We start from the raw sequence: 23110 nt of genomic DNA on the forward strand, positions 1-23110 counted from the left end.
GTCGTGCTTCAAAGAGCCGAACTGCTAGCAAGGGTCCGTAGGACAATGTCGAAGTCGTGGTCGCTGAGGTGCGCGAAGCTCATGATTAATCCTTCCGTGCGCCCATCTCGGCTCGACCACAGCGACTCGAGGCGGCCGCACTCGATCCCATGTGACCGAAGCTTGTCAGCGAATTGGTTCCGGTGGGCAGGTGAGTCGAAGTTCAGTGTGAGATCCACTCCGTTCGACTCGGCCATTTCGTTGACGTGTGCGCCGCTGGCCTCGAGCACCGGAACGAGATCAGTGTGGATGATCGCCCGCCGACGTGCCAAACGGTTACGGACGGCTTTCGTGTTCCGGCGAACATGCCCGTTCTGAAGCAGACGCGCGACGGCCAGCTGCGTGACCGCGGATACGGGCATACCGAGGACCTTCCGCGTCTGCTGCACGCCTTCAGCGAATGCTGGGGGAGTGACTACGTACCCGGCAGAAAGGTTGCGGCTCAGCAACGTCGAGAAGGTACCCAGCGTGAACACGTCGGCCTGGTGATTGAGGGCGGCCAGCGGAGGTTGCGGGGCAAGGCGGTAGCGCAGCTCAGCATTGAAGTCATCCTCGATGAGAGCTGTGCCCCTCTCATGCGCCCACGCGAGCAGTTCGGACCGGCGGGCAGCCGGCATCGATGCACCGAGCGGGTACTGGAAAGCGGGAGTGACCAGAAGAGCATCCAATTTGTCGGGCAAGAGTTGGACGTTCACGCCGTACTCATCGACGGCGCATGGGACCGCGTTGTGCCCGGTGGTTGGAATGACGCGGCGGAGGCCTGGGTGGCCAGGGTCCTCGACCCCCACCCGGAGATGATGCTGCCGCCTGGCGAGAGTGAGCAGAATCAGCATGAGGCCTTCGCGTGACCCGCCGGTGACTACGATTCGGTCCTCAGTCACCGCCAGTCCGCGGGCCAGACGGAGGTGCTCTGCGATCGCCCTGCGGAGCTCGGGTTGTCCTGCAGAATCGACCACGATGGACGGTTCAGCTGCTGCCTCCCGCCACGCTTGGCGCCATGCGGCGGGACGTACTGCTCCGGCGTGCCCGGACGACGGCTTCAAAGAAATGAACTTTCGCGGTTGCTCAACTTTTGGCCGAAAAGTTGGTGCATCGATGCCACTAGGTGCACCCGCCGGCAGATCGGGATGCACGCGCGTCGGTGAACCCTGCGAGGCCAGCAAGTACCCTTCGCTGATGAGCTGGTCGTACGCCGTGACGACGCTACCGCGTGAGATCCCGGCCAGTCGCGCAAGCTCGCGTGTCGACGGCACCTCATCCCCGGGCTGCAGTTCTCCTTCGGTGATAGCCGTCCTGATGGCGGTTGCTACTTGCGCGGGGAGTGGAGTGGGGAGGTCGCGGGAGACGTCGATAAGCATTGCTCGAAGGTGACTGGTCCAAAGAATCTAAATCAAACTGGCACTAGGAATCTACCAGTGGGAGGGCAAGACTAGTGCTATGACGTTTTCCACGAACCTCTCTAAAGCTGAGTTGACCGAGTCCTTCAAGGGCGGAGTGATCATGGATGTGGTCACGCCCGAGCAGGCGAAGATCGCCGAGAACGCCGGTGCTATCGCCGTGATGGCGCTCGAGCGCGTGCCCGCCGACATTCGCGCCCAGGGCGGTGTTGCCCGCATGTCCGACCCGGACCTTATCGAAGGCATTCTCGGTGCCGTCGACATTCCCGTGATGGCCAAAGCTCGTATTGGCCACTCGGTGGAGGCGAAGATTCTCGAGCACCTCGGTGTTCACTACGTCGACGAGTCTGAGGTGCTCAGCCCGGCCGACTACGTCAACCACATCGATAAGCGCGGTTTCGACGTGCCGTTTGTCTGCGGTGCGACCAACCTGGGCGAGGCACTGCGCCGCGTGAACGAGGGTGCAGCAATGATTCGTTCGAAGGGCGAGGCCGGCACCGGTGATGTATCCGAGGCCACCAAGCACCTGCGCACTATCAAGAGTGAGATCGCTGGCCTGCAAGCACTGTGGAACGGCAACCGCGATGAGCTCTACGTTGCCGCCAAGGAACTGCAGGCGCCGTACGAACTGGTTGCCTACGTGGCCGAGCACGGCGCACTGCCGGTACCACTCTTCGTCGCCGGTGGCGTATCCACGCCGGCCGATGCGGCCCTGATGATGGAACTGGGTGCCGACGGTGTCTTCGTCGGCTCCGGCATCTTCAAGTCCGGCAACCCGGAGGCCCGTGCAGCTGCTGTGGTGAAAGCTACCCAGAACTGGAACGACATCGCTGCTGTCACCGAGGCGTCCCGCGGTCTCGGTGAAGCAATGGTCGGCATCAATGTTTCTGATCTACCGGCTCCGCACCGTCTTGCCGAGCGCGGTTGGTAGCCAGCAATAGATCTTTAGTATCGCCTTTCAGGCGTTTAGCCAACTGGCGAACTGCGGAAACGCAGCTGCGGGGCCGCGAAAGGCGATACTGAAAATGTAGGACCGGGGCTCTCACCCGCGACGTACGCCCCTTTAGACTGGTGCACCATGACGCGTTTCATGGGAACCGAAACTGAGTACGGCATTCTCACGCCGGATAGCCCGAGCTTGAGCCCGATTGTGAGCTCGACGCACGCGGTGGTGGCGTATGCGGCGATGCACACCGCCGCCCGTGCGCGCTGGGATTATCAGGACGAGCACCCGCTGAAGGATTCCCGCGGGTTCGATCTGAAGCGCTACCAAACAGTTCCCATCGTCGACCCTAACGCGATCGGTGTGGCCAATGTGGTCACGGAGAACGGTGCGCGCTTCTACGTCGACCACGCGCACCCCGAGTACTCATCGCCCGAGGTGCCGGACGCCTTCAGCGCCATGCTTTACGACGCTGCCGGTGACCACGTTCTCAACGACGCCGCCGCCCGGATCGCAGAGCTGTGGGAAGATGGCGTCTCAGTGCTGGGCGGCCACGACCCCTGCCCGCCGCTGAAGCTGTACAAGAACAATGTCGACGGCAAAGGCGCATCGTTCGGTGCCCACGAAAACTACCAATACTCGCGGCAGACCCCATTCGAGGCGATCACTGAGGGTTTGATCCCGTTCTTTGTGACCCGCCAAGTCTTCGCGGGCGCGGGCCGAATGGGACTGGGGGAAGCGGGGGAGCAGGACGGATTCCAGATCTCCCAGCGGGCCGACTACTTCTTCCAAGAGGTCTCGCTGGAGACGACACTCAACCGCGGCATCATCAACACCCGCGACGAGCCGCATGCTGACGCGACCCAGTTCGGCCGGCTCCATGTCATCATCGGCGATGCCAACATGTCGCAGTACGCCAACCTGCTCAAATTGGGCACGACGAAGCTCGTCCTCGACGCCATCGAAGAAGGCGTCGACTTCTCGGACCTCCAGCTCAAGGAACCGGTTGAGGAACTCAAGCGGGTGTCCCGTGATCTGAGCCTGACGCACCAGCTCGGGCTCAAGGATGGCCGTGCGCTCACAGCATTGGCGATTCAGCGCGACTACCTTGCACGCGTCACGCCCGCGACGGATGTGGATAAACAGGTCGTGGCTCTATGGGGAGAGATCCTGGACGATCTTGATCGCGATCCACTGTCTACCGCGGACCGTCTCGACTGGACAGCGAAGTGGGCGTTGATCAAGGGCTACCTCGACCGCGGAATCGACATCGGCAACGCCAAGCTCAAGGCCGTGGACCTTCAATACGCCGACATCGATCCGGACAAGTCGCTCTACCACGCACTCGTCGGGGCTGGACGGATGAAAACGTTGGTCAACAACGAGGACATCGCCCGGGCCGCTACTACACCACCGGAGAGTTCCCGGGCGTACTTCCGCGGCAGGATCGCGAAGGAATTCGGCGAAGACGTCCTCTCCTCGAGTTGGCAGACCATCCAGTTCAACACCAACGCTGGCCCGCGGACTGTCTCCATCCACGCAGTGGACGGATTCACGCGCGATGATGTCGGTGAGTTGCTGGACCGTGCGGCATCCGTGGAGGAGATTGTCGCCGCTTTCAACGAGAACCCATAAGCGCTAAGTAGGGTAGAGCTATGGCTCAAGAACAGATGAACACCCACTCCGGCGGCGGGTCCGACGAGGAGGGCACCGGCCAGGAGGCCGGCCAGGTCAATGTCAACACCGCAGGCACCGACGACCTGCTCGACGAAATCGACTCTTTGCTGGATAACAACGCCGAGGAGTTCGTCCGTTCCTACGTGCAAAAGGGCGGCCAGTAATGACGGTGTATCCGCGCCGCATCATGGGCGTGGAGACTGAATTCGGGCTGACCGCCATCCGTGACGGCAAGGCGGTTTTAGGGCCGGAGGAGATCGCGCGGTACTTGTTCAAGCCAGTCGTGGCCCAGTACAAGAGCACGAACATCTTCACAGAGAACGCGGCCCGTCTGTATCTCGATGTCGGTGCGCACCCGGAGTACGCGACAGCGGAGTGCGATTCGCTCACCCAGTTGCTCAACCACGACAAAGCGGGTGAAGTACTGTTCAACGATCTCGCCGCCCAGACGGAACAGACCCTCGCGGCTGAAGGCATCGGCGGCGACGTGTACCTGTTCAAGAACAACGTTGATTCTGCAGGTAACTCCTACGGTACGCACGAGAACTACCTGATCAGCCGAGAGCTGTCGCTGAAGAACTTCGGCAAGCGGTTGCTGCCGTTCCTGATCACCCGGCAGCTGCTGTGCGGTGCGGGCATGATCAAGAACGGCCGTTTCGTCATCTCGCAGCGCGCCGATCAGGTGTGGGAGGGAGTCTCGTCAGCAACGACGAGGACACGCCCGATCATCAACACCCGCGACGAACCCCATGGGGATTCGAGCCGGTTCCGCCGCATGCATGTCATCGTTGGTGACTCCAACATGGCGGAGCCCTCCTTTGCTCTCAAGATCGGCTCGACGCAGTTGGTCATCGAGATGCTCGAAGCGGATTGGGACATACCGGCTTTCGACGTGGCCGAGCCGATTAAGCACATCAAACAGATCGCGCTCGACCCGACCGGCCAGACAGAACTCGCGCTCAAAGACGACACCACAGTGACCGCGCTCGAGGTCCAGCAGGCCGTCCTCGAGGCCGCGAAGGGCTGGCTCGCCCAGCGCCAGGACGAGGGCACGCCGAATGCTGAGTTGGAGAAGGTCGTGGAGCTGTGGGGCAGGACACTCACGGCCATCGAGACGCAGAACTTCGAGCCAGTCTCTGGCGAGATCGATTGGGTGATCAAACGCAACTTGCTTGAGCGCTACCGCGACCGCTTGGGCGGGGACTGGAATGACCCGAAGCTCGCTCAGATCGACTTGGCGTACCACGACATTAGCCCGCGCCGCGGGCTGTTCTACCACCTGCAAAATAAAGGATTAGTCCAGCGGTGGACCACCGACGAGGCAATCGCCGCGGCTGCGGCTACCGCGCCGGAAACAACGCGCGCCACTCTGCGCGCACAGTTCCTCGATACGGCCCGTGAGCTGGGCGCCCACTACACCGTCGACTGGGTGCACATGAAGGTAGACCGCCCAGAGCCGCAGACGGTGGATGTTCAGGATCCGTTCGCGACGGAGGACGTAGGCGTCGATAAGCTCGTGGCGTACATGCGCGAGAACCGCGAGGTGCTTGGCAACGCACAAGGGGGAATCCGTGGCTAATGACGCGCGTGTGATCCAGCGGCTGACCAACCTCACGTTCGCATTGCTGGGGTCGAATAAGCCGCGTGATATCGAGTGGATCCGCACGCATGTTGACGGCTACGAAGACAAGACGGATACCGCCATGGCGCGCATCCTCAAGCGCGATGTCCAATCACTGCGCCGGGCTGGCGTTCCCGCGCGCAGTGAGAACGGGCTGGTATGGGTGAACAAAGACTCCTACGAACTTCCGCCGATCAGCTTCACCGAGGAAGAAGCGTACGTGCTGGGGCTGGCGGGGGACTTGGGGACGTCGGGAAGCTTGGGTGCGTTCGCGCGCTCCGGGTGGACCAAGATCGCAGCGGGCGGTGCAATGCGGGCATTTGACGATGCTCCGATTAGCGCGCTGGACAATGACATTTCCCGGCTCGACACTGATGTCGTCGCGGCCGTGACCGCGTGCGTGCGTTCCCGCACCCGGATGCGCTTCACCTACCAGCCCTCTCCGACAGCGCCGCCGCAAACGCGCACGATGGACCCGTGGGGGCTCATCGCGCTGAACAACCGCGCCTATGTCGTCGGCTACGACGTGGAACGCGAAGCTGAACGCAGTTTCCGGGCGGTGCGCGTCAGCGAGGTCCGGAAAGTGCGTGACGTGCCCGCAGGGGATTTCCACCTGCCAGACCGCCCGGTCCAGCAGATCGTTGAGGATTCCCTACGCGGCCCCACGGTGAAAGAAGCGGTGGTGCGCGTTGACCCGGGAACGGCGGGGGAGCTCGTCGCGAAAGCTACAGATCTCGGTGATAACCGTTTCCGTCTCGTCGACGTGGAGCGTGACTGGCTGGTGCGCACTACCGCCAGCTTCGCTCCGCATGCGGTGGTGGAGTTGCCGGGAGATGTGCGCGAGGACGTCGTCAAGCTATTGAGTGCGACTCAGGAGGCGCAGAATGAAAGATAGCCCGGAAAAGCTCGGCCAACTCGTCCGCGCTCTGAACTTGATCCCGTACCTGCACCAACACCCGGATGCGACGCCAATGGAGATCGCCCGCAACCTGGGGTATCCGCACACCGAGGTCATGGAGGACCTGAAGCGGCTGCAGATGTCGGGCGTGGGTAAAGGACCGGGCGAGATGATCGACCTTTCCGCAGATTGGACTGGCATCACGCTCATCGAAGATCAAGGGTTGAACGCGCCGCTGCGTCTCACGCCTACGGAAGCGAATGCCCTCTTGCTCACCCTGGAATCGTTGGAAACCATGCCGGGTCTCGTGGATCAAACCGCGGTGGCGTCCGCCGCGCAGAAACTCCGGGACGTCATGCACGATGCCGGTGTTCCCGACTCCGACCATGCGGAGACTCCCGGACCGGCACGCATGGTGTCCCAGGCGCTGACGCAGCGCTGCATGCTGGAGATCACCTACTACTCGGCCACCTCGGACACGACGCGTACGCGCACGGTCTCCCCGGTGGGCATGTTTCACCGTGACGGTGCGACCTACCTGTCGGCGTTCGAGGACGGCTCACCGAAAACCTTCCGCTTGGACCGTATCCAGGACGCATCGCTTCTCGACGTCCCCGCCGCCCCGTCTGCCCACCGCGACTACGACGCGGCAGACCCCTTCGGGTTCGGGCAGGAGAACGTCGCCACACTGCGCATCCGCAGTGACGCGACGTGGCTGGCAGACTACTGGCAGATCGAGTTGCACGAGACTGAGCCCACGGCGCTCACCGAAGGTGAGTGGGTCGAGGCCTCCATGCCCTACGGCAGCGACGACTGGATGGTTCGTTTCTGCCTCAGCCAGGCCGACCGAGTGAGCGTTGTGGAGCCGACTCATATTGCCGAAGAGGTCGCCGGTCGCAGTTCTGCGGCCCTTGAGCGTTATGCTTAGAGCCACACGCGCTTTAAGCCCTTGAATGAAAGGAACTCCCATGCCAAACCTTGGCCTGATGGAAATCCTCCTGATCGTCTTCATCATCCTCCTGCTTTTCGGAGCTGGAAAGCTTCCGGACTTGGCTCGCTCTGTGGGCCGTTCTGCGCGCATCTTCAAGTCCGAGGTCAACGAGATGAACAACGACAAGGCTGCAAAGGAGTCTGTCGCGAACCCTCAGCGTGAGCTGACCTCGGGCGCCGAGTCGACTCAGCCCCCCAACTCGCAGCAGGGCTTCTGGGACCAGCCGGAGAACCAGCAGCGCCCCGCTAACTAGCCGTGTCCCGCAAGAACTCCGCGGGCACGATGACCCTCACGGAGCACCTGCAGGAACTGCGCCGACGCGTAGTCGTGTCGCTCATCGCCATCGTCGTCGGAACCATCGTCGGATTCATCTGGTACCAGTGGGCGCCTGGGCCGACGATGCCGCTGGGCGAGATCATTCGCCGTCCCTATTGCTCTCTGCCGGAGCACTTGCGGGCGGATCTGACCTCTGACGGTTCGTGCCGTCTCATCGCTACTTCGCCGTTCGAGATGTTCATGTTGCGTCTCAAGGTGGGTTTCCTCGCGGGTCTGGTGCTGTCGTCTCCGGTGTGGCTGCAGCAGATCTGGGCGTTCATCACTCCGGGCCTGCATAAGAATGAGCGGCGCTGGACGATGTCGTTTGTCACCTTCGCTGTGACGCTCTTTGTCGCCGGCGCAGTTCTCGCGTACTTCATCGTCGACCAGGGCCTCTACGTGCTCATGTCGATCGGTAGTGAGTACCAGGTCAGCGCCCTGTCCGGTGGCGAGTACTACAACTTCGTCCTCGCACTGATCATCATCTTCGGCGTGAGCTTCGAGGTGCCCCTGATCATCATCATGCTCAACCTTGCCGGGCTGCTCGAGTACGAGCAGGTGAAAGACAAGCGCAGGATCATCATCGTGGCCCTGTTCATTTTCGCGGCGTTCATGACGCCCGGCCAGGATCCGTTCTCCATGATCGTGCTCGCCCTGTCGCTGTGCTTCCTCGTGGAAATGGCGTTCCAGTTCTGCCGCATCAACGACAAGCGCCGCAAGAAGAAGACCGGGGACTGGGGCGATATGCGTGACGACGAAGCTTCCGGCCCCATCGCTCCTGCCGAGCCCATTAGCGCTGCCGCTCCCGTAAGTACTCCGACTCCGGTGGCATCACCTGCCCCTCGACCCGTAGACGACTTCAACAAACCGGGCTATTTCGACGACGTGCTCTAGGGTGGTAGCCATGTCTTCGACGCTCCACACGCACCTGGATGAATTCCGCGCCACTAAGTCGTTTCCCCTCGATGACTTTCAGGTGGAGGCGTGCCAGGCGGTGGAGGAGGATCGCGGGGTGCTGGTGTGCGCCCCAACGGGCTCCGGAAAGACCGTGGTGGGGGAGTTCGCGGTCTCGCTGGCGTTGTCGCGCGGGACGAAGTGCTTTTACACCACTCCGATCAAAGCGCTCAGCAACCAGAAGTACCACGACCTCGTCGGGGAGCACGGCGAGGATGCCGTCGGCCTGCTCACGGGTGATGTGAGCATCAACGGCAACGCGGAGATCGTCGTCATGACTACCGAGGTCTTGCGCAACATGATCTACGCCGGGTCGAGCGCGCTCGACCGCCTGTCGCACGTGGTCATGGACGAGATCCACTACCTCGCTGACCGCGACCGTGGTGCGGTGTGGGAAGAGATCATCCTCAACCTCGACGAGTCTGCTCGCATCATTGGTCTGTCTGCCACGGTCTCAAACTCGGAAGAGTTCGGCGAGTGGCTACACGAGGTCCGCGGCGACACGGCCGTGATCGTTTCGGAGAAACGCCCAGTCCCGCTTAACCAGTACATGATGGTGCAGCGCAAGATCATGCCTTTGTTCGAGCCGGGCGCGGTCGAAGCACCCGGCAACGTGAACAAGGATCTGGAGCGCGCTATTGAGCGGCTCGAGTCCGGCGCCGCCAATGAAGGCCGCGACGACTTCCGCCAGGGCAAAGGCTTCCGCTCGCGTGCTGGCGGCGGCCGCAGTGGCGCACCGCGGGGCCAGGACCGGATCCGTCCAGTCGGACGTCCCGAGGTCGTGGAGGCGCTGCGTGGCCGGGACATGCTGCCCGCCATCGTGTTCATTTTCTCCCGCGCGGGTTGCGACGGCGCGCTGTTTCAATGCCTGCGCTCCCGCAAGGAACTGACCACGCAGGAGGAAGCCGAGCGGATCAAGCAGATCGCCGACGAAGGTGTGGAGGGCATCCCCGAAGAAGACCTCGAGGTACTGAACTATCGCCAACTGCGTACAGCCTGGTCGCGCGGATTTGCGGCCCACCACGCGGGCCTGCTGCCAGCGTTCAAACACATCGTGGAGCAGCTCTTCGTCGAAGGTCTCGTCCGTGTTGTCTTCGCCACGGAGACGCTCGCGCTGGGCATCAATATGCCGGCCCGCACCGTGGTCTTAGAGAAACTGGTCAAGTTCAACGGCGATGCCCACGTGGATCTCACTCCGGGGCAGTACACCCAGTTGACGGGACGTGCAGGCCGCCGCGGGATCGACACGATCGGTAACGCCGTCGTGCAATGGGCGCCAGCGATGGATCCCCGGGAAGTCGCCGGTCTCGCCTCCACCCGCACCTACCCGCTCATCTCGCTGTTCACACCCGGCTACAACATGGCCATCAACATGCTGCAGATGAACGGCTTTGAAGATTCAATCCGACTTATCGAGAAGTCCTTCGCTCAGTTCCAAACCGACCGCTCCGTCGTCGGCGAGGTGCGCACCATCGAGCGCCAGCGCGCCAAGGTAGACACGCTGCGCGCTGAGCTTATCGACGCCGCAGGCGCCGACGTCAGCGACGACCTCATGGAGTACATGAACCTGCGCCGGGACCTCACAGAGGAAGAGAAGCGCAACAAGAAGGACTCCATTACTGAGCGCCGTCAAGAAGTTCAGGCCGTGTTAGGCCGGCTGCAGATCGGTGATGTCATCGCTTTGCCGTCGAAACGCCGTCCGGAACTCGCCGCTGTCGTTGCGCCCGCAGGGAAGAAGGATGACCCGCGGCCGTGGATCACCACCGAACGCGGCTGGTCGGGACGCATCGACGCCTCCGCCTTCGCCAACGCCCCTGTCGTGGTCGGCAGCATCAAGGTGCCGCGAGACATCGCGCACAAACCGCGCAAGCACACCCGGAAGGTGGTCAGCGAGCTCTCCCGCAGCCGCTTCAACGCGCCAAAGAAGTTGAAGCAGGAGGCGCGCAACCGGCCGTCGAAACGCATGCTCGAACTGCGCGATGCGATCCGGTCCCACCCGGTGCACTCCTGGCCGGCTGCGCAGCGGGAGCAGCTCGCTCGGCTCGGAGATGAGTTGGTGCGTGAGGAAAGGTCGCTGGAGCGGGCGCAGAAAAGCGTCGATAAGCAAACGGACACGTTGGGGCGCATGTTTGAACGCATCATCGGCCTGCTCACGGAGATGGACTACGTGGAGCTTGTCGACGGCGAACCGACTGTCACCGACGAAGGCGAGCGTCTCGCACGCATCCATAATCCTTCCGACCTGCTGGTCGCCCAATGCCTGAAGCGGGGGATCTGGGATGACCTCGATCCTGCCGAGTTGGCTGGAGTTGTTTCGATGTGCGTGTTCGAGAACCGCAAGTCGACCGGCGGGTACCCGGAGGCCGCGACAGACCGGATGGCAGATGCGATGAACGACACCATGCGCATTCACGGCGAGCTCGCTAGCGACGAGCAGCGCCACCGCCTGCCGCCGACGGGCATCCCGGACCCTGGCTTTGCTTTGTCGATGCACCAGTGGACTGCCGGCGCACCGTTGGGTTACGCGCTTGCCGCGGCCGCCGAGTCTGGTGCGGAGCTGACACCGGGCGACTTCGTACGCTGGTCGCGCCAGGTCATCGACCTCCTGGAACAAATTGTGCAGACCGGGTACTCCGCCGACATCAAGCACAGCGCCCGCAGGGCAGTCGACGCGATCCGGCGCGGTGTGGTGGCGATCGGCAACTAGCGCACCGTCCCTTCTGGGAGCAGGTTCACCGTGGCCACGCGGAGATTCTTCCCGAACGGGTCGAGGATCAGCGACTGCACTCCAACGATCCTCCCGCCGACCATGACCGGGCCGCCGGAATCGCCCTTGACTGCGGGCTTCGTGTTGAAGACCAGCCCAGCCGGCCGCACGCGCGTGGCCCGAGACCGCGACATCGCCATAGGAATCGTGCCCAACCACAGGCCTGGACGCGCCTGCATCCTCCGCGCGCGTCCGCCAAACCCGAACGTGACGGCTGGGGTGCCGATCCGTGGCGCAGCGCCCTCAACGATCCGCGGGAAGGTCTCAGCCGACAACTTCCGAAAAGGACGAACGGTCACGATGGCAATATCTGTGCCCGGCACGGCTCTGACCTGCCTAATGGTTCGGATAGCGCCGTGCGCCTTCACCGTGGCTCCTGTGGGATGCTCCCGGAAGAAGTGCGCACACGTCAGCACCGTCTCAGGATCGAGCAGCGTGCCCGAGCAATAAGCAGACCCAGATGAGATGCGGACAAGCGAAGCGGGAAACATTGCCGCCCATCCTATCCACCTACAATGGCGGGCATGAATGCTCTTCCCACGCATTTCTCGCCCGCCGTGTACGTGCATCGCATCAAGCGCGCAGAAACCCTGTGCACGCAGCGGGGACTCGGCGGGGTAGTGGTGGGAACTGGTCCGGAACTCGCATTTCTGACTGGTTCGTGGACGGAGTCGCATGAGCGTCTCACCGCGCTTGTCGTCTCTCCGCTGGGCGCCCCCACGCTCATCGCCCCGGCCACGGATGCTGCCGACCTGGCCTTCGTGGAGCAGCTGGGCATCACCCTGCACACGTGGCGTGACGGGCACGATCCCTACCGTATCGTTGCGGCGCACCTCGGTGGCGGCACGGTGGCGCTGGGCAAATCGTTGACTGCCGACCACGTGCTTCGCCTCATGGAGGTCGTCGAAGACACCGTGCTTATCGACGATGCGGTGCCGGACCTGTTCATGGTGAAAGACACCGATGAGATCGCGCAGCTGGAGTTCGCAGCTGCCGCCATTGACCGCGTTCACGAGCAGGTCCCGGACCTGCTCCGTCCCAGCCGCACCGAGAACGAGGTAGCAGCGGACCTCGCCGAATTGATCAAGCGTGAACACGCATCGGTGGACTTCGTCATTGTCGGCTCGGGCCCGAATGGCGCCAACCCTCACCGCGACCACTCAGACCGCGTACTGGAGGACGGCGACCCAGTCGTGGTGGATATCGGCGGCTCCGTCGGCGCCGGCTACCACTCCGACTGCACCCGCACCTACGTGGCGGGAACCGTTCAAGACCCCTCGTTCCAGCGTGCCTATGACGTGCTCCGCACCGCGCAGGACACAGCCGTTCATACTGCACGACCCGGTATGACGGCGGGGGAGCTCGATGCCGTGGCACGCTCCATCATCAACCACGCCGGATACGGAGTGAACTTCTCCCACCGGCTCGGTCACGGGATTGGATTGGCCCTGCACGAGGCACCGTTCATCATCGAGGGCAGCGACACGGTTCTCGAAGAAGGCATGGTGTTCTCGATCGAGCCGGGGATCTACCTGCCCGGGCAGTGGGGGATGAGGATCGAAGACATTGTCGTGCTGGAAGCCGGCGGCGCCCGGCGCCTCAACAACGCTGCCCGCCAACTCCGCTATGGTTTGCAGTCATGACACAGGCCACACCGGGCGCCGGCACCATCCTGCTCCTCGGCGCGACCAGCGACATCGGCGGGGAGATTGCTGTGCGCATCTGTTCCGGTCGCGATGTGGTTCTGGCAGCCCGGAGACCACAGACGCTGGAAGACGTCGAAAAGCGACTGCGCAATGCGGGAGCCACGAGTGTACGTAGCGTCCCCTTCGAAGCGACGGACCTCTCTTCGCACCGAGCGCTCGTAGACGCAGCTGGCCCGGTGACAACGGCGATTGTGGCCTTCGGCATTCTCGGTGACCAACAGCGCGCGGAGCACGACGAAGCACATGCAGCCGAAATCGCCATGATCGACTACACCGCGCAGGTGAACATGCTCACTGTGCTGGCAGATGCCATGCACCGCGGGGAAATCTTCGCGTTCTCGTCGATTGCAGGATGGCGGGCGCGGCGCGCGAACTACGTGTATGGGTCGACCAAGGCCGGGCTCGACGCGTTCTGCCAGGGCTTAGCGGACAAACTGCATGGCGGACCGCTGAAGCTGATCACGGCGCGGCCGGGTTTTGTCATCGGTTCCATGACCGAGGGCATGAAGCCTGCACCCCTGTCTGTGATACCGGAGGATGTCGCCGAGGCGGTCATTGCCGCAGCGCAAAAGAAGGGCAGCCGCACTGTCTGGATTCCCCGTCAGCTGCAGGTGTTGGCCTGGATCATGCGCTTTGTTCCGCGCCCGATCTGGAGGCATATGCCACGGTAGAATTCGGCAAAACTGGTGCGACAAGGGAGGAAACGTGGGCAAGAAGAGCAACATTGTCGGTGTGGTAGCCGGTCTCGGGGCCGCTGCTGCCGCTGGTCATCTGTGGAAGAACTCTCGGGAATCAGGCACCCGAGGACTGGTCACGCGGGCATGGCTGCCGCTGTTTGTGGATCTAGCGAAAGACATCATCAACCGCCCCGTCACCGATCCCGAGTTCGAGCCGCCGCAGTGGTTGTCCGGTGCCACCGGGGGAGAGCTGTTGCGCACCGGGAAGATTCGCGCACTCGGGCTGAACTCGGACATGAATAAGGGCACGATGTGGCGGATCGAGTACGCGACGACGGATGCGCACGGGCGCCCACTGTCCGCCACGGCCGCCGTGATCCGCTCGGAGAATCCGTGGCAGGGAACAGGCCCGCGTCCCGTTATCGGGTTCGCGCCCGGAACGCAGGGCACGGCGCGCCACTGTGATCCGTCGTACTCCTTCAGCATGTTCCTCGACGCGCGGTGGCCCTTCGACATCGTTTCCGCGTACGAGCAGCCCGCAGTGAACATGTACGTCGCCGCCGGCTGCCATGTGGTGGTCACCGACTACCCGCGGGATCCGGAAACAGGCAAGCAGCTCTACTGCGACCACGTAGCAGGGGCGCATTCGCTTTACGACGCCCTCCGTGCCGCCAAGCACCTCGACGTCACCAGCGACCGCGTAGGCCTGTCCGGGTTCTCCCAGGGTGGCGGGTGCGTCGCTGCAGCGCTCGAGGAGCCCGAGTACGCCCCCGACATTCCGGTTGTCGCCGCGGTGTGCGGCGCGCCGCCGTCAGACCTCGAGGACATTCTCAACCACGTCGACGGCGAAACCGCGACGTTCGTGCTGCCGTACGCGCTCGACGGAATGATGGCCTCGTACCCCGAGATTGCAGGGGAGCTTCTTCCACACCTCACGGAGAGCGCTGGCGAACTGCTGGGGCTGGCACGTACCCGGTGCGTGCTCGGCGCGATGCCCCATAGCGCCCGCCAAGACACCACGACGTGGACCACCGATGGCCGCAAGCTCGTCGACGTGATCAAGGAGCTGCCGATCACCAACTCGCTCATCGGCGACAAACTCCTTGGCCACACCTCTCCGCAGGTTCCGACGCGCCTGTGGGCAAGCGTTCACGACGACATCATTGCGTACCACTCAACCGAGAAACTGGCACGCGATTGGGGTATTGAGCTGACCACGCGGCGCCTGTTCCCGCTGCTGCGTTTCGACGTAGCCAAGCACCTCGTGCCGTTCTTCATCTGGATGCACGACGATGCAACATGGTTGATCCGGCAGATTGAGAGTTCTGGGGCCTCAGGCAGGTAGTCTGGCCGCATGCCCTATGCCGCTTATTTCCTGATCTACCTGATCCTCGAGGCGCTCGCGTTCTGGGGTGTGAGCCAGCTCATCGGAGTCGGATGGGCCTTAGCCGGCATCTTCATTCTCATGATTGTCGGCGCCGTGGGTGCTTCCGGAGCCATGCGCGCTGAGGTCGCCCGCGCCTCCCACGGGCGCGCCAGCATTGGCCAGTTTGCGGGAGGCACCGCCCTTGCCATGGCTGGGGGAGCGTTGACTGTCATTCCGGGGTACATCACCTCAGCGGTCGGTGTCCTGCTGCTGTTCCGCCCTACCCGTGACCTCATCCGTCAGTCCATGGCGGCGTCCCTGCGCAAGCGCGTAGAGACGTTTGGTGCCCAGGTATACGACGTGTCCAATATGCAGCGACACGCAACCTCCTACGGCACCTTCGGTGATGGTTCGGCTTCGGAAGAAGTGATCGACTCTGAAGAGATTGAAAAGTGGTCGCGTGATGCTCGACCGGAAGACTTCGGAGGACCGAGTGAGCGCTAACTCGAATGCGGTGGTCACTGGTGGCCGCCTGCTGCTGGCTGGCGCAGGGGGAGTGCTGGTGTACTTCTCCCATGAACCGCACGGGCACTTCTGGGCGGCGATTTTCGGCGTGGCGCTGTTCTACTTCGCGCTGATGCCGTGGCCGTTCGTTACCGCCACCGATAAAGCTGCCGCACCGACCGCCGGCCGTGGCGCGTTGCTTGGGTACGTTCACGCAGTTTGCCTCTACCTGCCGTTGTTGCCGTGGGTGGGTGAGTTTGTGGGCGCATTGCCGTGGATCGCGCTGTCTTTGGCGTGCGCTCTCTACTCGCTCATCACAGGCGCGTTCGGCGCTCTTGTTGCCCGGTGGCGTTTCGGTTTTCTCGCGTTCCCTCTGGTCTACGTCGCCGTCGAGTACGCGCTGTCCTCGTTCCCCTTCGGCGGATTCTCCTGGGTCCGTCTGGCCTGGGGGCAAATCAATGGCCCGCTGGCCAACTTGGCGCCGTGGGGTGGCCCCGCACTGATCACGTTCGCGACTGTGCTGCTCAGTGCGTCTATAGCCGCTTGCGTGCATGGGCTTCTCTCTCGCGTCGAGTGGTCGCCGAAGGGGAGTGTGGTCGCCTGGTCGATGGTTGTGGCGGGGTTGATGATCTCCACGAGCATGATCGCGGGCCTGGCCGTCAACCGCGACGCCCCGACAACAGGGGAGGTCACTGTCGCCGCAATTCAGGGCAATGTTCCCCGCATGGGCCTGGACTTCAACGCGCAGCGCCGCGCGGTGTTGGCCAACCACGTGAACGTGACCAAAGAGATGGCCACCGACGTGCACGGGAAAGGGGAGAGCGTCGACATGGTCTTCTGGCCCGAGAACGCCTCTGATGTGAACCCCTTCGCGGACGATGAAGCTTTCGAGCGCATCTCCGGCGCCGTGGCAGAGGCGGATGCGCCCACTCTGGTGGGCACCTTGACAAAGGACGAGGTCGGCGATCGCAACACTGCCGTCATCTTCGACCCAGACAACGGGCCAGGGGACTACCACCACAAGAAGTATCTGCAGCCGTTCGGCGAATGGATGCCCTACCGTGATTTTTTCCGGAACTTCTCCGAGTATGTCGACATGGCTGGCAACTTCAAGCCCGGTGACGGCAACGGCACCGTGCGGATGGGCGACCACGTTGTCGGCGTGGCCACCTGCTACGAGGTCGCATTCGACATGGCCTACCGCGATGCGGTGAAGGCTGGTGCACAGATCCTGACTACCCCGACGAACAACGCTACGTTCGGGTTCACGGACATGACTTACCAGCAGCTAGCCATGAGCCGCATTCGCGCGATGGAGACCGACCGGGCCGTCGTCGTGTCTGCCACGTCCGGCGCCTCTGCGATTGTCCACCCGGATGGTTCGGTGTCGCAGCATACGGAGATCTTCCAGCCGGGGTATCTCGTCGAAAAGCTTCCGCTGCGTGATTCCGTGACATTTGCCGTGCGCTATGGGCAGTGGGTGCAGTGGCTGCTCGTTGCAGGGGGAGTCGCGGTGATGGCCGCATCCATGATCGGCGCGCGACGCGGGTACACTGCCTAGAGAAACACGAGAGAAACGACATCCCTGGTAATAAGGAGAAACCGTGCCTGTGGCTGACAAACCCAGTGACTCCACGTTGGTGATCATCCCGACGTACAACGAGCTGGAGAACCTTCCGCGCATCGTTGAGCGTGTCCGTGCCGCCACGCCGGAGGTGGACATCCTCGTTGTCGACGACAACTCCCCGGACGGAACCGGTGACAAGGCGGACACCCTCGCTGCGGCGGACGAGCACGTTCACGTTGCCCACCGCGAGGAAAAGTCGGGCCTGCTGGGCGCATACCGTGAAGGCTTCGAGTGGGCGCTTGAGCGCGAGTACAAAGTCATTTGCCAGATGGACGCGGATGGTTCCCACGCGCCGGAGCAGCTGCAGGATCTGCTGGATGCGGTGGATAAGGGTGCAGATCTGGTCATTGGTTCGCGCTACGTCCCTGGTGGGGAAGCGGTGAACTGGCCGAAGGAGCGTTTCTACCTGTCGAAGCTGGGCAATCTTTATATTTCCATCGCTCTCGGCGACGAGATTGCGGACATGACTGCTGGCTACCGCGCGTTCCGTCGCGAGGTGCTCGAAGCCATTGACTTCGATGACCTGTCCCGCAAGGGCTATATCTTCCAGGTGCAGATCGCCGATGTCGTCGTCCAGGAAGGCTTCGATGTGCGCGAGGTGCCCATCACCTTCGTCGACCGCGAGCTCGGCGAATCCAAGCTGGACGCCAGCTTTGCCAAAGACTCCCTGACCGAAGTGACCAAGTGGGGTTGGACGCGCCGCTCAAGTCAGGCGAAGGAGATGGCTTATGAGCTGAAACGCCTGGGTAAATACGAGCTTGAACAACTGGGAGTGCAGCGGATCCCGGGCAAGATCACCGGTGCGTTTTCTGTCGCCGGCGACATGGTCGAAGAAGGCTCGAAGCTGCTGGCATACGAGCTCAAGCGGAACTCTGACGAAGTAGACACGCGCCCCCTGGCTTCCTTGGGCCGCAGTCTTGTCGGCTTCGTGGAAGAGGGGGCGCGTCTGGCGAAGTATGAGGTGCAGCGGCTGGTGAACAACCGCCACTAAGCCTGGTTCTCTTGAGCTTCTTTCTGCTCCTTAGCAATGCGTGCCGCGTTGCGGCGGCGCTTGCGCAGCTGCTCTAGGCGTTCTTCAAGCAGCTCATCGAGCTCATCGATGGTGCGGCGCTCCAGCAGCATGTCCCAGTGGGTGCGCGGTGGCTTGACCGGTTTGGACTCTACACCTTCGCCCTCAATGAGGGTGCCGGTCTGGCCGTTTTTGCACGGCCACTCCTCGGGGATCTCGGCGTCGTCTGCGAACGGGATCTCGAAGACTTCACCGGAAGGGGTGCGGTACTTCGCCATCCTGCGGGGGGCGAGATCGTGGTCACGATCCGTCTCGTAGCTCACTGCACCCATCCGGCTACCACGCAGTACCCGATCAGCCATGCTGCATCTGTCCCTTCATCTATTGGTCTGTAGAAGCTTGCGGGGCGGTCGTGCAGCCCCATGCAATCTTCAAAGTATAACGGCCACCCATAGCAACGGCTCACCCACACCGTTTGTTCCAGCAGTTACGATCACAAGTGATCCGATCATGAACCAGCCACTTCACACTAAGGACGAACCGGGCGCCTGCCTGTGGTGCGGTGCTCCCGTTGAACAACTGCAGGGGCGCGGCCGCCGCCGCAAGTACTGCAGCGATTCGTGCAAGCAGCGCGCCTACGAGCGGCGGCACAATGTCCCAGGCAACCTTGGGCGTTCGGGCCGCGCGCGTCCGCACAACGACGACACTCTGCGCGATCGGTTATTCGCGCTGCGCTGCGCGGCAGAGGACATCGCCACGGCTGTCTCTGAGGGTGCAGACATCAACGAGATTGAGTCCTTGTGCGATGAGCTGGTTACCATGGCTAAGAGAATCGAAAAGCTTCACTAGAAGTTTTGAGAAGTTTTGCAAGCAGAAAGAGGGGAAGTCATGCAGACACGCACCCAGAAGATCGTGTTCTTTGGTGGTCTGGCGGTGATCATTCCTCTCACTCTGGTAGCGATCGTTCCGCTCGTCTTTGCGCTGTTCAACTCGCCTGGCATCAAGACCGAGCCCATTGACGACAGTGGTGCCAAAGCCGCGACAACCGATGTGGACGGGCACTGGGTGGTCAGCAACCAGATGGGAAAGAATGCGACGTCCGCTGGGTTCACATTTAGTGAGCTGTTACCGGGCGATGAGCGCGTCACATCCGGCTCTACGCCAGCTGTCACGGGTGAAATGACCATCGAGGCCGGCACGCTGACCGCCGGTGAGGTGACTGTGGATATGACTAATATCGTCACGGATCGCGAGGTCCGTGACGTTAATGTGCGGAGGAGCATCCTCCACACGGAGGAGTACCCGGAAGCGACATTTGTCCTGACGGAGCCCGTTGATGTTTCGCAGCTTCCGGACGATGGCAGTATCGGCACCGTCACGCTCACGGGTGACATGACCATTCACGGGGAGACAAACACGATCACGCAGGAGTTCAACGCGCTGCGCACGGAAGACAACGTGATCGTGCACGCCGACATTCCGTTCAACCGTCTCGACTATGGCGTGGAAACGCCGGAGTTCGTGGCTGCGAAGATTGCGGAAGAAGGCGAGATCAATATCCGCCTCAAGATGGATAAGCAGTAAAACATCCCCTTTTGTCCGATAATGTACATTATGTCAAGTAGGACGCGCGCCTAGCTCCGCTCGCTTTTCGACGTTGCCCCTACCGCACTCCCCGGCGATGCTTGTGCGCAAGCGTGTACTGAACCGCATCGAGCATCCCCAACCGCGCAAGCGCTTCACGGAGGGCAAGCTGCCACGTCCACAGGCGCCGGTACACCGCATCGAATCCGTCGGCCGCCGCCTCGCGTAGCTGCCCTTGAAATGTCGTGCGTTGGTGTCCCAAGGACAATGCGAGGTGCTCCGGCGCGTGCGTCTCACCGATGACGCGCAAGCCGCTGTGCTTATCGACGAGCCTGCGCAGCGACTCCTTCGTGCCGTACTCCAACGCGGGCCAGACATAGGCGCGGAGCGATTCCAGAGATGACGCAGCGACCGGGGTGAGCTTCTCTGTCGCCACGACAGTTTGGATGACGGCACGGCCTCCCCGTGTGAGCAACTCGTCCATGACTGCGGTGTATGTGGGGCGCAGACGCATCGGGAGGGTTTCGAGAGTCTCGACGGAAACAACTGCGTCATAACGCCCCTCTCGTCGTGCGAGTGCTTGCTGGACGCTCTGTACGACGTTGATATGCACGCTGTCGTCGACTCCCGCCAGAGTCAGGCGCTCGCGCAGCCCCGGTACGGTACCGGGATCTGTTACGAGCGAATCCACCGTGGCTTGCCTTCCGGCCGCCGCTATAGCCACTGCCCCGCCGGAACTGGGAAGTTCCGCTATGTGGGAGCCGGCGTGGACACCGGCGGCGTCGAGAAGCATGCCGACGCTTCTGCGCTGTGCGTCGGCAAGATCCAGCTTTTCCGTGCTCAACGGTTCGCTGAAATTCGTCACAGAGACGAAATAGTTGGCCGGCTCCCCGCGCTTGCCCGCGCTCGGCGAGAACGACTTGACGCTGCGGCGCTCCGTCGTGGGCACCCCTGTTGAGAAATGGCCGGCGAAAGAGCTCATCCCGTCCCCGGCGTAACGGGCGACGAGCTCTGGCGGCACATCCCCACCGATAAAACGTGTATCCGCTTTCGCGCTCGAGGTTCGGGGGTTGTACCCCGATTCAATCAGGCCGGAGAGCACTTTGATGAGCGCTACCGGGGTCTGCGTGCGCCACTCTCCTGCCATGTAGGCCTCCGCCAGCCCAATCCAACCGTGAGCGGCGATGCGGGCAAACATGGCCTCGTGATCGACAACAAGGTCTGGCTGACCGTTCGGATCAAGATCGAGGCCGGCCTGCATGCACGCTTTCGCGAACTTCGCCTCCGCCCGCCGCGACCGAAGTCCCATCGCACGCCCAGACGGAACGTGCGCGATGCTCGGCCATTGCGCGGGATCCACAGTTGCCAAGTGGTCTAACTGGGGACGATAGGAAGCATTGTCGGGCACGCCGTTTAGAATAGACCGCCGTGGCAGCGGTGTAGCGGTGCCACGGCGCGCACTTGCTGCAAACCCGCGTATGATTTCATGGCGGATCCGCACAACGTTGTTCTAGAAGGCTAAAAGGAGTTCATACATGTCCGACAAACCGTACCGCCCCGCAGGTAACCGCCACCATGTCGTGATCATTGGTTCCGGCTTCGGTGGCCTTTTTGCCGCACGCGAACTCGACGGCGCTGACGTTGACGTCACGCTGATTAGCCGCACCAACTTCCACCTCTTCCCGCCGCTGCTCTACCAGGTGGCCACGGGCATTCTCGGCTCGGGCGAGATTGCTACCTCCACCCGCCAGATCCTGGGCAAGCAGAAGAACACCGACATCATGCGCGGCGATGTCACCGACATCGACCTCGACGCTAAGACGGTCACCTGCAAAGAGGGTCCGTACACCTACACCTACGAATACGACTCTCTCATCGTCGCCGCCGGTGCCGGCCAGTCCTACTTTGGCAACGACCACTTCGCCGAGTTCGCCCCCGGACTCAAGACGCTCGACCACGCGCTGGAGATCCGCTCCCGCCTCGTCACCGCGTTCGAGCGCGCCGAAGTCACCGAGGACCCGGCCGAGCGCGAGCGCCTGCTCACCTTCGTCATCGTCGGTGCGGGCCCGACCGGTGTCGAGCTCGCCGGCCAGATCGCCGAGATGGCGCACCGCAGCTTCCGCAACGAGTACTCGCACTTCCGCCCCTCCTCCGCCAAGATCATTCTTCTCGACGGCGCACCCCAGGTCCTCCCGCCCTTCGGCAAGCGCCTCGGCCGCAAGGCGCAGCGCGAGCTCGAACGCATCGGCGTGACGGTCCACCTCAACTCGATGGTGACCAACATCGACGAGACCTCGGTGACCTACAAGGACATGGAGACCGAGGAAGAGACGACGATCGAGTCCTACACCAAGATCTGGTCCGCGGGTGTGGCCGCTTCCCCGCTGGGCAAGCTCGTCGCCGACCAGGCCGGCCTCGAGGTCGACCGTGCCGGCAAGGTCCCGGTGAACAAGGACCTTTCCGTGGGCGACCACCGCAATGTCTTCGTCGTCGGCGACATGATGAATTTGGACAAGCTGCCGGGCCTGGCTCAGGTGGCGATCCAGACCGGTGAGTACGCGGCTAAGGCGATCAAGGATGGCGTGGAGAATGACCAGGAGCCGGACCAGCGCGAGCCGTTTGAGTACTTCGACAAGGGCTCCATGGCCATCGTTTCGCGCTTCCACGCCGTGGTGAAGATGGGCAAGGTAGAAATCGCCGGCTTCCTGGGCTGGATCATGTGGCTGCTCGTCCACGTCTCCTTCCTCGTGTCCAAGCGCAACCGCATCGTGTCTATGTTCACCTGGACGCTCAACGCCCTGTCCCCCAAGCGCTACAACCTCGCCGCGACCCAGCAGCAAATGCACGGCCGCACTGCCCTGCTGAACCTGGAGAAGTACGCCGCGGAGGAGGCTGAGCACCTCGTCGAGGTGCGTGACACCAACGGCGAGAACTAAGTTCGCCCTTCTTCTCCCCTACGCCCGCCCCAGGTTCCCCCGAACCCGGTGGCGGGCGTATGATTCTGTCCGTTCATCCAGTTCATAGATCTGCCCAAA

At 62.6% G+C, this 23110-nt stretch carries 22 protein-coding genes; 18 read left to right on the top strand and 4 right to left on the bottom strand.

Translation table 11 applies throughout. From position 1 onward, the window contains the following. Positions 1-8 precede the first annotated feature (8 nt). Positions 9-1397, bottom strand: a complete 1389-nt coding sequence (locus KBX19_RS04660) for a PLP-dependent aminotransferase family protein (protein WP_255997667.1) — start codon at positions 1395-1397, stop codon at positions 9-11. A gap of 79 nt (positions 1398-1476) precedes the next feature. On the opposite strand from KBX19_RS04660, the gene pdxS reads away from it, so the two are divergent. The 9 genes from pdxS to KBX19_RS04705 all read left to right on the top strand — a co-directional run bounded on the left by pdxS (position 1477) and on the right by KBX19_RS04705 (position 11542). Further along, positions 1477-2367: a pyridoxal 5'-phosphate synthase lyase subunit PdxS gene (gene pdxS, locus KBX19_RS04665; RefSeq protein WP_005290152.1), complete on the top strand. Its 891-nt coding sequence runs from the start codon at positions 1477-1479 to the stop codon at positions 2365-2367. 147 nt (positions 2368-2514) lie between these two features. Beyond that, positions 2515-4014: a depupylase/deamidase Dop gene (dop, locus tag KBX19_RS04670; protein WP_255997669.1), complete on the top strand. Its 1500-nt coding sequence runs from the start codon at positions 2515-2517 to the stop codon at positions 4012-4014. A 20-nt stretch (positions 4015-4034) separates the two neighbouring features. Next, the gene (locus KBX19_RS04675; protein ID WP_255997671.1) at positions 4035-4220 is read left to right on the top strand and encodes a ubiquitin-like protein Pup; all 186 of its coding nucleotides are present in this window, start codon (positions 4035-4037) and stop codon (positions 4218-4220) included. Then, positions 4220-5635 carry a Pup--protein ligase gene (pafA, locus tag KBX19_RS04680; protein WP_255997673.1) on the top strand — a complete coding sequence of 472 codons (1416 nt, stop codon included), beginning with the start codon at positions 4220-4222 and terminating at the stop codon, positions 5633-5635. Before KBX19_RS04675 ends, pafA begins: the two co-directional genes overlap by 1 nt. Continuing rightward, the gene (locus KBX19_RS04685) at positions 5628-6572 is read left to right on the top strand and encodes a WYL domain-containing protein (protein WP_255997674.1); all 945 of its coding nucleotides are present in this window, start codon (positions 5628-5630) and stop codon (positions 6570-6572) included. Before pafA ends, KBX19_RS04685 begins: the two co-directional genes overlap by 8 nt. Beyond that, positions 6562-7503: a YafY family protein gene (locus KBX19_RS04690; RefSeq protein ID WP_005290160.1), complete on the top strand. Its 942-nt coding sequence runs from the start codon at positions 6562-6564 to the stop codon at positions 7501-7503. Before KBX19_RS04685 ends, KBX19_RS04690 begins: the two co-directional genes overlap by 11 nt. A gap of 40 nt (positions 7504-7543) precedes the next feature. Continuing rightward, a complete protein-coding gene (gene tatA, locus KBX19_RS04695; protein WP_005290161.1) occupies positions 7544-7819 on the top strand; it encodes a Sec-independent protein translocase subunit TatA in 276 nt (91 codons plus the stop codon). 29 nt (positions 7820-7848) lie between these two features. Beyond that, positions 7849-8775 (top strand): twin-arginine translocase subunit TatC, encoded by a 927-nt coding sequence (tatC, locus tag KBX19_RS04700; RefSeq protein ID WP_255994961.1) that lies wholly within the window; start codon positions 7849-7851, stop codon positions 8773-8775. Between the two features lie 10 nt (positions 8776-8785). Next, positions 8786-11542, top strand: a complete 2757-nt coding sequence (locus tag KBX19_RS04705; RefSeq protein ID WP_255997676.1) for an RNA helicase — start codon at positions 8786-8788, stop codon at positions 11540-11542. Here KBX19_RS04705 and KBX19_RS04710 read toward each other — a convergent pair. Continuing rightward, positions 11539-12093, bottom strand: a complete 555-nt coding sequence (locus KBX19_RS04710; protein ID WP_255997677.1) for a serine protease — start codon at positions 12091-12093, stop codon at positions 11539-11541. The genes KBX19_RS04705 and KBX19_RS04710 overlap by 4 nt on opposite strands. A 24-nt stretch (positions 12094-12117) precedes the next feature. Between KBX19_RS04710 and KBX19_RS04715 the strand changes: the two genes are divergently transcribed. From KBX19_RS04715 to KBX19_RS04740, 6 genes are read left to right on the top strand one after another with little or no spacing between them, the layout of a single operon-like run. Next, positions 12118-13245, top strand: a complete 1128-nt coding sequence (locus KBX19_RS04715; RefSeq protein WP_255997678.1) for a Xaa-Pro peptidase family protein — start codon at positions 12118-12120, stop codon at positions 13243-13245. Next, positions 13242-13979, top strand: a complete 738-nt coding sequence (locus tag KBX19_RS04720; RefSeq protein ID WP_255997679.1) for an SDR family oxidoreductase — start codon at positions 13242-13244, stop codon at positions 13977-13979. Before KBX19_RS04715 ends, KBX19_RS04720 begins: the two co-directional genes overlap by 4 nt. A 34-nt stretch (positions 13980-14013) precedes the next feature. Beyond that, on the top strand, positions 14014-15330 hold the full coding sequence (locus tag KBX19_RS04725; RefSeq protein WP_255997681.1) for a lipase family protein: 1317 nt from the start codon (positions 14014-14016) through the stop codon (positions 15328-15330). Between the two features lie 9 nt (positions 15331-15339). Further along, the gene (locus tag KBX19_RS04730; RefSeq protein WP_255997683.1) at positions 15340-15855 is read left to right on the top strand and encodes an FxsA family protein; all 516 of its coding nucleotides are present in this window, start codon (positions 15340-15342) and stop codon (positions 15853-15855) included. After that, entirely contained in the window at positions 15815-17416 is a 1602-nt protein-coding gene (gene lnt / locus KBX19_RS04735; protein WP_255997685.1) for an apolipoprotein N-acyltransferase, read from the top strand. The genes KBX19_RS04730 and lnt overlap by 41 nt, the downstream gene beginning before the upstream one ends. A gap of 49 nt (positions 17417-17465) precedes the next feature. After that, positions 17466-18473 (top strand): polyprenol monophosphomannose synthase, encoded by a 1008-nt coding sequence (locus tag KBX19_RS04740; protein ID WP_005290178.1) that lies wholly within the window; start codon positions 17466-17468, stop codon positions 18471-18473. Here the strand turns inward: KBX19_RS04740 and KBX19_RS04745 are convergent. Next, the gene (locus KBX19_RS04745; RefSeq protein ID WP_083770293.1) at positions 18470-18853 is read right to left on the bottom strand and encodes an RNA polymerase-binding protein RbpA; all 384 of its coding nucleotides are present in this window, start codon (positions 18851-18853) and stop codon (positions 18470-18472) included. The genes KBX19_RS04740 and KBX19_RS04745 overlap by 4 nt on opposite strands. Positions 18854-19001: 148 nt before the next feature. Here KBX19_RS04745 and KBX19_RS04750 point away from each other — a divergent pair, with 148 nt between their 5' ends. Beyond that, positions 19002-19340: a hypothetical protein gene (locus tag KBX19_RS04750; RefSeq protein ID WP_005290182.1), complete on the top strand. Its 339-nt coding sequence runs from the start codon at positions 19002-19004 to the stop codon at positions 19338-19340. A gap of 39 nt (positions 19341-19379) precedes the next feature. Next, a complete protein-coding gene (locus tag KBX19_RS04755) occupies positions 19380-20075 on the top strand; it encodes a YceI family protein (protein WP_255997686.1) in 696 nt (231 codons plus the stop codon). A gap of 79 nt (positions 20076-20154) precedes the next feature. Here KBX19_RS04755 and KBX19_RS04760 read toward each other — a convergent pair whose 3' ends face one another. Beyond that, positions 20155-21435 (bottom strand): class I SAM-dependent methyltransferase, encoded by a 1281-nt coding sequence (locus KBX19_RS04760; protein ID WP_370686998.1) that lies wholly within the window; start codon positions 21433-21435, stop codon positions 20155-20157. 175 nt (positions 21436-21610) lie between these two features. Here KBX19_RS04760 and KBX19_RS04765 point away from each other — a divergent pair, with 175 nt between their 5' ends. Beyond that, positions 21611-23011 carry an NAD(P)/FAD-dependent oxidoreductase gene (locus KBX19_RS04765; protein WP_005290188.1) on the top strand — a complete coding sequence of 467 codons (1401 nt, stop codon included), beginning with the start codon at positions 21611-21613 and terminating at the stop codon, positions 23009-23011. Positions 23012-23110 lie beyond the last annotated feature (99 nt).

The organism is Corynebacterium sp. CCUG 71335 (assembly GCF_024454075.1).
GTDB lineage: Bacteria > Actinomycetota > Actinomycetes > Mycobacteriales > Mycobacteriaceae > Corynebacterium > Corynebacterium genitalium.